The organism is Mucispirillum schaedleri ASF457 (assembly GCF_000487995.2).
In the GTDB taxonomy this organism is placed as follows: Bacteria; Chrysiogenota; Deferribacteres; order Deferribacterales; family Mucispirillaceae; genus Mucispirillum; species Mucispirillum schaedleri.
Genome location: NZ_CP097562.1, coordinates 829,974 through 842,866, shown reverse-complemented (window position 1 = coordinate 842,866; position 12,893 = coordinate 829,974). Strand labels below are relative to the sequence as shown.

Annotated in this window: 8 protein-coding genes; all 8 read right to left on the bottom strand. The window is 33.4% G+C overall.

Translation table 11 applies throughout. The features are described 5' to 3' along the window. Positions 1 to 62 precede the first annotated feature (62 nt). The 8 genes from N508_RS03955 to N508_RS03920 all read right to left on the bottom strand — a co-directional run bounded on the left by N508_RS03955 (position 63) and on the right by N508_RS03920 (position 12,849). Positions 63 to 668 carry a carboxymuconolactone decarboxylase family protein gene (locus N508_RS03955; protein ID WP_023275107.1) on the bottom strand — a complete coding sequence of 202 codons (606 nt, stop codon included), beginning with the start codon at positions 666 to 668 and terminating at the stop codon, positions 63 to 65. A 607-nt stretch (positions 669 to 1,275) separates the two neighbouring features. Then, positions 1,276 to 2,853 (bottom strand): glycoside hydrolase family 57 protein, encoded by a 1,578-nt coding sequence (locus N508_RS03950; RefSeq protein ID WP_040636510.1) that lies wholly within the window; start codon positions 2,851 to 2,853, stop codon positions 1,276 to 1,278. Positions 2,854 to 2,855: 2 nt separating this feature from the next. Then, the gene (locus N508_RS03945; RefSeq protein ID WP_023275105.1) at positions 2,856 to 3,602 is read right to left on the bottom strand and encodes a DUF4912 domain-containing protein; all 747 of its coding nucleotides are present in this window, start codon (positions 3,600 to 3,602) and stop codon (positions 2,856 to 2,858) included. Positions 3,603 to 3,605: 3 nt separating this feature from the next. Then, positions 3,606 to 5,024 (bottom strand): glycogen synthase, encoded by a 1,419-nt coding sequence (locus N508_RS03940; RefSeq protein ID WP_023275104.1) that lies wholly within the window; start codon positions 5,022 to 5,024, stop codon positions 3,606 to 3,608. After that, positions 5,021 to 6,043, bottom strand: a complete 1,023-nt coding sequence (locus tag N508_RS03935; protein WP_023275103.1) for a galactose-1-phosphate uridylyltransferase — start codon at positions 6,041 to 6,043, stop codon at positions 5,021 to 5,023. The genes N508_RS03940 and N508_RS03935 overlap by 4 nt, the downstream gene beginning before the upstream one ends. A gap of 4 nt (positions 6,044 to 6,047) precedes the next feature. Continuing rightward, the gene (locus N508_RS03930) at positions 6,048 to 8,093 is read right to left on the bottom strand and encodes an alpha-amylase/4-alpha-glucanotransferase domain-containing protein (protein ID WP_023275102.1); all 2,046 of its coding nucleotides are present in this window, start codon (positions 8,091 to 8,093) and stop codon (positions 6,048 to 6,050) included. A 25-nt stretch (positions 8,094 to 8,118) separates the two neighbouring features. Continuing rightward, positions 8,119 to 10,209, bottom strand: coding sequence for a glycoside hydrolase family 57 protein (locus N508_RS03925; protein ID WP_040636509.1), 2,091 nt, complete (start codon positions 10,207 to 10,209; stop codon positions 8,119 to 8,121). Between the two features lie 138 nt (positions 10,210 to 10,347). After that, positions 10,348 to 12,849: a sugar phosphate nucleotidyltransferase gene (locus tag N508_RS03920; protein WP_023275100.1), complete on the bottom strand. Its 2,502-nt coding sequence runs from the start codon at positions 12,847 to 12,849 to the stop codon at positions 10,348 to 10,350. Between the last annotated feature and the right edge of the window lie 44 nt (positions 12,850 to 12,893).

The following is a 12,893-nucleotide window of genomic DNA, read 5'->3' as shown; positions in this document are numbered from 1 at the left end:
TTAATCACATTATCAGGCAGTGCTTTTTGATTTATTATTTAAATAAATAGAATAAAATTTAATTATGATTTTTCTATTTTGCATATATCGGAAAAGCCTGCAACAGGAATACCAAGGCTGCGTATAAGTCTTGCCCAGTAATTTACTTGTGCGATAGTTGATGCAATGATAATAATACCCCGTTCTGAGAAATGCTTTTGCATGTTATTGACTATTTCTTCTGGTATTATAACAGGTGTTTTTGTAACTAAATTTACATATTCCATAACAAGCTGCTCTTTCTCTGAAAAAGAGTGAAATTTATAATCACCGATTCTTATAGCATTAACTTCATCTATATTAAGTCCAGCCTTGTCAAACTCAAAAGCATTCATATCTATGCAGAATGGGCAGGCAACCATAACAGAAACCTGCACTCTTATCATTTTTAACAGCCGTTTATCTATCTCTTTATCATCATGGGCAACAAGGCTTTCCATTATGCCAGAGCTTATTGCTGCTTTTGGATACCATGCTAAAAGTTTTGGTATCATAATATCTTTTTTGATAATTTTTTTTGAAATCCATGCACCAAGTCTTATAAATAAAGGCAGTTTTTTTGGCGGTTCAATATATGCTTTGTCAAAATCTTTAAAGAAGTTATCTTTATTATTCAGTGTAAATTTCATATAATACCTTTTATAATTGTATATTTTTTTGGGACTTACCCAATAATTTTGGATTATACTCATTTTTAACTTTAATTTACAAGCGAAAAATCTACATTATTTATTGTTACAGCAGTGTATAATATATTTAAAGTATCTTATTTTTTAGATACTTCGCTTAAACGCTCAGTAAGACATAGAAGCAGGTTCAGGACGAGCCGTTTTTAGTAAGCGATAGACGAACTTGTTTCGGCAGAGTGTGATTTAAAAAATACAAGTATATATTTTTTAATAAAGAATAGATTAAGATTCTTCGCTATGCTCAGAATAGACATTGTGCAGGATAACTCTGTAAATAATAAAACTATTACAATTATGTCATTTTGAGCCTGATTTTTACAGGCGAAAAATCTAAATTATATATATTGCAATAGTGTATAATATATTTAAAGTATCTGTTTTTAGATACTTCGCTTAAATGCTCAGTATGACACAGAAGCAGGCTTAATATGACCTTTCTTTAACATCCTGAATAATATGCTGCGGACATTATAAGGCGGGGCAGCATAATGCAAAAAAATGTATTTTCTACAATAATATTGGGAGACCAAAGCCTCCCAATATTAGTTTAAGCATATATTCTGTAATCAATTCCTTGAAAGGTTGAGTTTTTATTTTCAAGCCATTCAAGGTATCCAATATCTATTCTGCTGTCTTCAAGCATACCATATAATTTCATAAAATTATATATATGCTCTCTTGTTCTTTCTGTAGAATATTCAGTTGCAGTTCCTGTTGTGATAAGAAATGCCCAGTCACTTGCCTGACAAAGCAGTAATTCCCTTGCAAGCTGATTTAAACAGCGTGTTTTTAAGCTGTCTGTGCCGTCTTTATACTTACCAGCAAGCATAGTCATATTATCTGCCATAAAATGAAGATGACGGTATATCCAGTCATTCCCAGTATTAAGCCATACTTTATAGTATCCTTCATCGCCCCATGATGATGGGTTTACATCTACAACCTGATTAGTAGGAAACTCGCCAAGATATTCAAGAGCAGTAACGGCTTTTACAGTGTCTGACTTATCCATCTCTCTAAATACATTCATTAAAAAATCAGGGCCTTCAAACCACCAGTGCCCATAAAGCTCTGAATCATAAGGTGATATAATAAGTGGTTTTCTGTCTATTATATCGCCAACTTCATTAATTTGAGCTTCTCTGCCCTGAACAAAATGTTTTGCATGGTCTATTGTTTTACTGTAAGCAATATCTGGCTGATATACTTCTTTATATTCAGAGTCACCTGTTATTCTGTGATATTTAAGCCCTGTAAATACTCTTGTGCCATCAGGGCATATATAAGGTTTAATATATTCATAGTCTAAATCATAACCAATATCACGGTAGAAATCTCTGTAATATAAATCGCCCGGATAGCCTTCTTTTGAGCTCCATACTTGTTTTGATGAAAAATAATCTCTGCCAAAAGCAGCAGTGCCGTTTTTTGCATAAACTGGTGCATAAGTTCCATACCGTGGACGCGGTTTAGAATATAATATACCATGGGTATCCACAAAGAAATATTTAATACCTGCTTCTTCTAGTTTATATTCAAGCCCTGCATAATATGCACACTCAGGCAGCCATATACCTAATGGACGCCTGCCAAAATGCTTTTCATGGGTTTGAGCAGCCACTTCCAGCTGTGCTCTGACAGCTTTTTCATTTGTCATAAATGGCAGGTAGCCATGTGTTGCTCCGCATGTAATAATTTCAAGATAACCTTTATCCTGAAAATATTTATATCCATTTAAAACACTGCCGTCTAAATCATTAATTAAAAACCCTTTTAATGTATTCAGTCTGTCGCGATACATTTCAACAACAGGCTTAAAATTAGGGTCATCTTTCGTTCTCCATAATTCTTTGCCAACAAGTTCTATGCTTCTGTCTAAATACTTAATGTATTTATCACGAAGATGATAGTCAGCAAGCATTTCTGCAAGTGGGGGAGTAACAGAAGAAGTCAATCTAAAATGCACATTTTCTGCTTCCAGCTTTTTCAAATTTAAAAGGATAGGCAGATATGTTTCAGTAATTGCTTCAAAAAGCCAGTTTTCTTCTAAAAAATAGTCATAATCAGGGTGCTTTACAAAAGGAAGGTGAGCATGCAGCACCAGCATCCAGTATCCTTGTTTCATAGTTATTTATCCTTCAACACACCAGATGAGCCCATGTGTTGTGATATGTGTTTTGCTATTTCTGTATTAATAGTAACACTGCTGTTCAAATCCTTTAAACCAACTCCAGAAAGTTCATAAAGTTTGTCTAAATTGCCGCCTATTGTCATCCAAGTTTCCTGATCTACAATATCAGACACTTTATCAGATGGCATAAGAACTTTGTTTGATTTTAAAATAGGGTGAAAACCACCATTAGAATCAATCAAGCCTATTTCAGACCATAAGATAGTATCAGGAGCATAGATATTAAAATACCAGTTCCCCATTTTTTCAACAGATACAGAAGCGGCTTCTGTTGTGTAATTATCTATGCTTGAAAAGATTTTTAAAACAATTCTTGATTCAGAAAGTTTTAATTCACTTTTAAACTGGTTAAGTGTATAGTCACTTATTTCCCAATATACATACTCTTTTGAAGGGTCAACAGGCATAAATGCAATAGTATCTTTATCATAATAAGGTGGAATAGGATACTCATCACGCTTTATTTTTGCAGGCTGTCCTGTTGCTTCTTGATATGTATAGCCTACATTCTGCTCTGCTTTTCTAGTCTGCAGTTCTTCTGCATCTTTAGCAGGAGCAGGTTCTGCAAAGAATGGCTCTAATGCTTTTATAAGCTCATCTTTACTCATCTTGCTTCTACCTGCAACTTTTTTGGCTGCAGCCAGATCAAGCAGTTCCTTTTTTGTCAGTTTATCCAGCTTCATTTTTTATTTACCCTCCAGTAATCTTTCATATAGCTTTATATATTTTTCAGATGCTTTTTGCCATGAATTATCAATCTGCATTAAAATTTTTACAACTTCATCATATTTTTCAGATGAAACAAGAGATACAGCATTCATTACAGCTTTCATCATAGCATCTACACTAAATTCATCAAATGTAAATCCAACACCTTTTTCAACAGCTTCTTTTGCACCATCTACAAGTCCGCCAGTTCTGCGGGACACTGGCACTGCCCCATATCGCATACCAATCATCTGGCTTGAGCCGCATGGCTCATAAAGTGAAGGCATAAGCACAATATCAGCAGCTGCATATTCTTTTTGGCTTTCATTTGCATGGTCATTAATAATTATGCGAATATTTTTATTATATTTTTCTTTTATTTCTTGGATTTTATGGCCGTAATCACTGCTGTTTGGTCCAAAGATAATTAAGTTAATATTATTTTTTTCAAACTCTTCTGCTGCATTAAGTGCTAAGTCAAGCCCTCGTTCTGGCAGCATTTTTTGTATAAATACCACTAAAGGCAGGCTTTGGTCAAGTCCAAGTTCACTACATAGTGCATTTTTACACATTTTTTTGCCACTTATGTCATTACTTGAATAAGTTTTTTCAATATTTGTATCAATTTCTGGATTCCATATCATAGAGCAGATACCATTTAATATACCTACAAGTTTATGTGCATGGTTATAAAAAATTTCTTCTACCCCTATACTGCCGCCGTTGTTTATAAGCTCACTGGCAAAAGTAGGGCTTAATGTTGTTATAGCATCAGAATAAACAATACCACCTTTTAAAAAGCTGATATTATCGTAATATTCTATACAGTCAATATTATAAATATCCCATGGCAGATTAAGTGCTTCTAATGTAAATTTATTAAATATTCCAAGATTATCTACTGAATGTATAGTTAAAACAACTTTGCATTCTAAATCTGCAAAATTTAGTTTTTTGTAAACTGGTATTAGAGCAGTCTGCCAGTTATGGCAGTGCAGAATATCTGCTTCTATATTATGATATTTAACAAAGTTTAAAGCAGCCTGACAGAATGTTCCAAAACGGATATCGTTATCAGCATAATCAAACTTACCAACACCATATAAACCTGCACGGTTAAAAAACTCATCATTTTTAAAAAAGACATACCTGACACCATTTAAGTGAGTTTCAAAAAGTTCAAATTCATATACTGCAAACCCTGCATTAACCCATGTTTTAAGCTGTAATGAGTTTATATTATGCTTAACAGTATCAACAGAAGCATAAAGAGGCGATAATACTGTCACCTGATGACCATCCATCCTTTCTGCATAAGGCAGGCAAAATAATGTTTCAGCTGTGCTTCCTGCATAGGAAAAGGGAAGCACTTCTGATGTTATGTGAATAATATTCATAACTGATTGACCTCTCTTAAATGTTTAGCAGCATCTTCTGGGCTTACAGGATTAATACATATATTTGCTGCCCAGCTGCTTGTTGTTAATTTTGCAGCTACTGGGCGAATATCTATATGCCAGTGGAAAGCATCTTTTAAATACTTCATATAACCATTATAGTCTGGTCTGTTATTTTTATATGGTGCAAGCCTCAATGCAAGAGTTAAAGCAGGGCAGGCTAAAACTTGTGCAAGTCTTCTAAATATTTCATGTGTAATATCTGCAAGCTGCCTTATTGAACTTTCTGAAATATTGCTGAAACAGTATTCATGCTGCTTTGGATATATTGATATTTCAAAAGGATTTTCAGATGCATAAGGTGCAAATGCAATAAATTCGTAGTTTTCAAATATAATTCTTTCTTTACACTGCTTTTCCTGATTAATTATGTCACAGTATATGCAGCGTTCTTTTTCTTTATAATAATCTACCGCTTTATTCATATATTCTTCAACAATGCTTGGTATAACAGACATTGCAAGTATCTGTGAATGTGGATGGTGTATATTTTCCCCAGCTTCTGCACCAATGTTTTTAAAAGCTGCCACATATCTAAACCTAATATCTTTTTCTAAATCTGCAATTCTGCATTTAAATGCAGTAAATAAGTTATTAAGCTCATCTTCTGTATAGCCTGATATATCAATACCATGTCTGAAAGAGTCAATAATTACTTCATGAGCACCAATTGATGCCATTTTATCATATATTCCATAAGCCTTTCTATTAAGAGAGCCTTCTATACCCATAACAGGGTATTTGTTTGGCGTTACAATTAAAGCAGGACATGAGCTTTCTGGCAGATTAATAGTAAAAATACTCCGTAATTTTTTATTTATACCGCCATCTTTATCACAAAAAGGGCAGGGCATAGATGTAATAGTGTCATTTGTAATATATGAATTTCTATGAGTTCCTCTTTCTGGTGAAATAACAGCCCATTTTTTTGTCACTGGATTATATCTTAATTCTCCCATTATTTTACCCTATACTAAGTGTGCCTTTTATATTCATTTCTTTGCTAAATGGCATACCAAAAGCAACTGTAATACCCTGCTCTGTTAAATCTATACCTATTTCAGACTGAGAAACAGTATACAATGTAAAGTAGATAAATTCTATCTCTTTTTCTACTGTAATTGCAATCTTTTTATTAAGATATTTGTCATAAATTTCAAACTTTTTGCCTTTAATAGAGCCATTTCCTATAAATTCTTTATTATTGATAGTGATTTGTGAAACATCAGCAAAATGAAAATTAAATTCGCAGCTGTAATCACATTCTATTTTTTTAGATGCTTTTGCTTTAATATTAAAGTCTATTGCATTATTATTTATTGTATATGATTTTTCCACCTGTGTATTTATTTTTTCATTATTAATGTATATTCCACCGTTTCTTTTAAAAAGTATATTATTATCATTGACTTCCACACTGTCAGCAGGCTGGTTTGTGAAATCACTGAACTCTCTGAAAGAACATTTTTCATAAGTTTCAAGTATAAATTTATCCATAAAATGGTCTACAAAGCAGTTTTTATTATACCAGTCATAAATAATTCTTCCTGCTTCTTCTGGTGTGATAGAATATTCCATATCATGAATTGATGCAGTTTCTTCTGCCTTATTTTCCTGTCTTGGTTTTATATTTTTTAAAAGTTTTGCATGATATGCTTCTTTTTTCCTTGATATAGCATTAAGCAGATTAAAATTTTTATCTTTTAATTCTATGGCTGTAAGCTGACCAAAATCTCTTGTTTCAAAAAGACAGTTAAATTCAGTGCCTCTTGTATATACTTCATCATAACCATTTCTATCAATATCTGCTGGCTGCTCTATAATAGGCAGCTTTATATTTTCAAGTTTTTCATACATTGCTTCTGCCTGAATAAGTGGTGCCCATGCATTATTTCTTAAATTAGGCAGATAAAGCCCGCCAAAAACACCATGCCATAGTGAATCATTACACTGGCTTCTATAAAGCAGGTCTTTAAATTCAGAGTTGTTTTTATATTTTCTGCCTCTTATAGATAAATCAACAGTTCTTTTATGCAGTCTGTTACTTTCTGGATATTTTACAAGGAAGTTTTTCCAAACACTCCCTTTTAAAAACTGTTCTATATCATGATTAAATGGAGATGATTTTAAATATTCTTTTATTTCTTCAAATTTTTCTGCCTTATCTGCAAAAAGCGACCACTGTCCCATTTCTTCATAGCTTGTGATAGGAAGATATACATGACCTGATGGTTTTACTTTTTTTACAGCTTCTTCATAGTGCATAAATTCTATTTCTTTTTCTGCCATAATTGCTTTAATAAAGTTTTTCAGCCAGCCTTTTGTATATACCCAGTCATAAGTATTGGGCCATACACCAAATTTTTCTCCATCATCAAAGCATGAAATAAGTTTTACATTTCTGTTTTTAGCTTCAAGAATATGCTTTATAACTTCTTCCTGAGGTTTAAATGGAGTTAAATATCTAAGCCCCATATCAATAGGAAAAATGTTTACAAGGCAGCCATCCTGCTCAGTTGTAAAATAACCAGTTAAAGATTCTTGTGGAAAGCCTGCTGCTATTAAGTGATAGTCATCAACTATTATATTTTTAATGCCTATTTCTGCCATATCAGGAATAACGGCAGGGTCCCACACTCTTTCTGTCAGCCACAGACCTGCAGGTTTTTGACCAAAATAATTGTCAATATAATCTATAAGCATTTTAACCTGTCCTTTTCTGTCATCACTGGGGATTGCTGAAAGTATAGGCTCATAGAAACCACCTGCAAAAAATTCAACTCTGCCTTCATCGCTGATTTTTTTAAGATTATTAAAAACATCTTCTCTATGATTTCTTATATATTCTAAAAGCCAGCCGCTGTAATGTGCTGAGAATTTAAATTTTTTGTTTTTTAAAGCCACTTCAATAAATGGAGCATAGCTTTCATTTATTGCCCAGTCTACAACATTGTAAAAATTTTCAGCAGGCTGGTGGCAGTGAATTCCAAATAAAAATGGTATTTTCATATTAACCTCTATAATTATTCCTATTTTATACTATCCATTCCTCTTTAAAATCATCTGCAATATTTATTTCTACAGCATTATAAAGAGGTGCTTTTTCAATAACAAGACCGTTTTGTATCAGCTTAAATTCTAAATATATTTTTTCAGCTCCTTTAAATAATTTTAAAGGAATAGACGCTTCTAAAATATGGTCTATTGCATAAGTTATATCTCCAGATGTATTTTTTTTGCAGTCTAAATCTATTTCAAAAGTCTTTTTGTTATCACTGCATGATACATCTATCTGGCAGACTGTATTTTCTATTGATGAAAAATCGCTTTTTAAAGCAATATACAAGTTTTCATCATCAAAGCCATAAAGTATATGCTGCAAAATATCACCACCTGCATGCATAGAGCCTGCATCAGATTTCAAATCAAATTCGCCAGCACCAAGCCATTCAAAAAAGTTGCTGATTTTACCTTCTATCTTAGGACAGATATAAGATGAAGGTTTTGTAATGACACCAGAATTTTTTACAGCTTTTATTGGTGTAAAAAGCTCTGATGGCACATTTAATTTTAAGAGCCTGTATATGTTAACAAGATGAGTTCTAAAAAGTTTGTCAAATATATCTGCCTGTATAGAAAAATGGTCATCTCCATACCACCAGAACCAGTCGCTGCCTTCTGCTGCATGGTATTCTTTATAAATCTGTTCAGCAGCAGCCTTATCAGCATTTGAAATATGTTTTTCAATAGAGCGTTTAGTTTTGCTTAGCAGTTCCCATGCTTTATTTTTTTCAGGATGACCTATCCATATACGGAAGTTACCCATAATCCATGAGCCGGCTTTAATATTATGGAGAGTTTCTTCTGGTATATCATAGTTGCTGATTACTTCTGAAAATGTCTGAGTTTGCAGCCAGTCAGTATGAGTGAGCCTGTCATAAAGTTTTGTAAAAAAGTTATAAGCATTTTTATTATAATATTCCCATGCATTTTCCCCATCTAATATAACAGATACATGGGGAGAAAAATCAACAGAATCATATATATTTTTTAAATGGTGCATAAAATCATTAACGGCATCATCTTCATTCCATGATGAATAAGTAAAACCTATTAAGTCAGAGAGCATTTTATCTCTAAAAAATATATTTATTTTATTACCGTTATGTATTTGAAAATGTTTTTGATAAAGCCTGTGTCTGTTTGCTCCATCTTTCATATTAATTTGAAGACTGTTGCCTAAAACTTCTTCATCTGTAGCTATCCAGCTGATACCATTGTCTGCAAATATTTCAGCTGCTTTCTGGCTTACACTGCCTTCTGCAGGCCACATTCCTTTTGGTCTGAAACCAAAGTGTGATTCAAATTCATTAAGCCCTTCTCTTACATGCCATGAAGCATCATCTTCTAAACTGCCTTCAAAAGCTGGCATATTCATATCAGGGCAAACTTCTTTTGCAGAATTAATGTCTATAAGTAATGGAAGAATAGGGTGATAAAATGGAGTGCATGATATTTCTGCCTGATTATTAACCTGCAGTCTTTTATGAATTTCTACTATTTTTGATACCCAGTCTGCAGCATGTTTTAAAAGCTCAATTTTATCTTCTTCTGTAAAAGAAGAGCCTTTACTTAAAAGGTATTTTATATGGGTATCTTCCTGCCTTAAATATTCGCCGCACCATGAAAGTATATATACAACTTCTAAATCTAATATTTCAGCATCTGAAAAATCTGCAGCATTTCCATTTGATGCGACAATTTTTTGATGCAATTCATAAAACCTTTTAATAGGTTTAATCATAGTATTAAAGTTTGCCATACAGCACTGGTTTAAAACAAGCTGGCGTTCTTCCTGAGTAAGTGATGATGTTTGTTTACGCATAAGTATAAGGAAATTATCTGCTGCATTAAAATCTGTATATTCTTTTAACTGAATAAGCAGCGAAGGCACATAGTTAAATACAGCCTTAACACCAGATTTTTCTACATGGGCAGCCATTTCATAATAATCTTTTAAGGCATGCAGATATACCCATGGCATATAAAACCTGCCATCACTGTCATTTTTATAATAAGGCTGGTGTTGATGCCACAGTAAACTTAAATATAATTTTTTCATCATCTATTTCCTTATGTTTTTACATATTAAAACTAATTAAGCCGGACACTACTTTACCGGCATTATACTATATACTACTAATCTAATATTGTTATATAATAAGTAACTCCTGCCCTGTGTTTAAGGGCAGGAAATATTTATTTATTCTGCATCGTGTTCTTCAATCCATTTATTTATTTTATCAACAAATTCTTTATGGATTGCATCACCTTCTTTTTCTGTTTTTCCTTCAATGTATAAGTGAACATTTGGGGAATACTGGTCTGGCACCATGTGAGCCCACCCGCCGTCAAGAAGTATTTTAATACCATCTAAGAAAGAAGCTTCTTTTTCTCTTGCTTCTTCACTCATTTTTCTCATTAAAAATCCTTTTACTTCAACAGGACAGTTAATTACTGAGTGATAAAATTTATATTCTGGTATTTCTGATACTATTTCAGAAAGTGGTTTGCCTATTTTATTCATCATTTCAACTATTTTTAATGAAGCATACATTGCATCAGGTGTAGTGTTATGTTCAGTAAAGCAGATGAAGCTTCTTAAATTGCCTGTAAAATAGTAATCTTTTAAAAATGTTCCTTTAATGCCTGTAAAAGAGCCGTGTATTACTTCCACATTTTTAAGTTTATGGTCAAGCACACTAGGAGCAAAAGCAGGCAGATAGACTTTTACTTTTTTATCAACAGATTTATCTATTAACAAAAGCATAAGCATAAGCAGTTTATGACCGTTAAGTTTTTCGCCCATATCATCAATAACTGTTAAACGCTCGCCAGATGGGAATATAGTAAATCCGGCATCAGCATTTAATACTTTAACAATATTAGCAGCCTGCTGTATTGCAGCATCCTGCTGATGTTCAGAGCGTGAAAGTTTAAGCTCATCATGGTTTGCATTTAATATAATAGAATCAATACCTACTTTATTAAGTATTTTAGGCAGAATAGGGTCTGTTACACCATTAAGCAGGTCAAGAACTATTTTTGTGCTCTTAGCCATAAGCGAAGTCTGGTCAATACTTCTTAAAAGCCCTTCAATATAAAACTCTTTAACCATTTGTTTTTCATTAATATCGCCTATTTCATTGTGTGTTACACGCCTGAAATTTTCTCTGAAAAATGCTCTTTCAAGATTTTTTTCAACACCAGAGTCTATACTGTCGCCAGCATCATTAAAGAAAAGTATTTCTGTGTGAGTTGGGTCACAAGGAGACTGTCTGAAATGAACACCGCCAACTTCGCCAAAAGTAGAAAGTTTATAACGCATAGCAGGCAGAGCTTCCATTTTTAAATCAACAGCATTAACACCAGTTGAAAGAAGACCACCTAAAAATGCTCTTTTAAGCATTCTTGAAGCTTTATGATAATCCCTTGATGTAAGGATTTTAGCACCATGTGGTAAAAGTGAGCCAAAAGCTGCACCAAGTTTTGCTGCCATATCTGCTGAAAGCTCAATATTTGTTCTGGCACTTACTTTGCCGCCTTCAAATATAGAGTTTTTCCATTTATCACCCCATATAAGATTAGATGAAACAATAGAGCCTTCTTCCACCTGTTTATTAGGCCATGCCATAATATCTTTTTCAAATACAACATTATTGCCAATAGAAGTGCCTTCTGCAATAATAACTCCATATTCGCATTTTACTTTGCTGCCAACAAGCACACTGTCGCAGAAAACTGCATTAGTAATAGAGCAGTTGACACCAATATTTACTTTATTCCAAAGGATAGATTTAGAAATTGATGTATTCTCATCAACAGAGCAGTCGTTGCCCATGCAGCAGTCAGAGATTTTTGCATTAGCTCCAAAAGAACAGTTATCACCAACAACAACCAAACCTGTAATTTCAACACCTTCTGCCATTTTAAAATTTTCGCCATGGTATAATACACCTTCATTTAAAGTAACTTTTGTTCCTTCAAATGGCAGCTTAATCATGCCTGATGCAATTTCAAGTAAAGAAGTTCTGTATGAGTCAGGGTTGCCTACATCTCTCCAGTAGCCTTTTGCATTGTATCCATATATATGTGTTCCGCCTGCCATAATGCTTGGGAATAAGTCTTTTGAAAAGTCAAAGTTTTTATTTTCTGGTATATAGTTTAAGATTTCTGGTTCAAATACATAAATACCAGTATTGATAGTGTCGCTGAAAACTTCACCCCAGCCCGGTTTTTCAAGAAAACGGACTATTTTGCCATCGCTGTCAGTAATTACAACACCAAACTGTAAAGGGTCTGGCACAGAAGTAAGTGTAATAGTTGCTTTTGAGTTTTTATCTTCATGATATTTTATAATTTCTGGTATATTAAAATCAGTAATTAAGTCGCCACTTACAACAATAAAGCGTTCATTAAGAAATTTTTCTGCTTTTTTAACTGCACCTGCTGTGCCATAGTCATCATCTGGCGTAAAATATTCTATATGAATACCAAGTTTAGAGCCATCGCCAAAATGCTCTTTAATAATTTCAGGCTTAAAGTAGAGAAGGATAGCAATGTCCTTAATGCCTGCATCACGCAGAGACATTATTATATACTCCATCATAGGCTTGTTGTAAACAGGAATCATTGGTTTTGGAACACTTGATGTGAGGGGCTGTATCCTTGTTCCAAATCCACCAGCCATAACAACTGCTTTCATAATTGTACCACCTTTATATTTCTTTATTTTTTAATTGTTTTTAA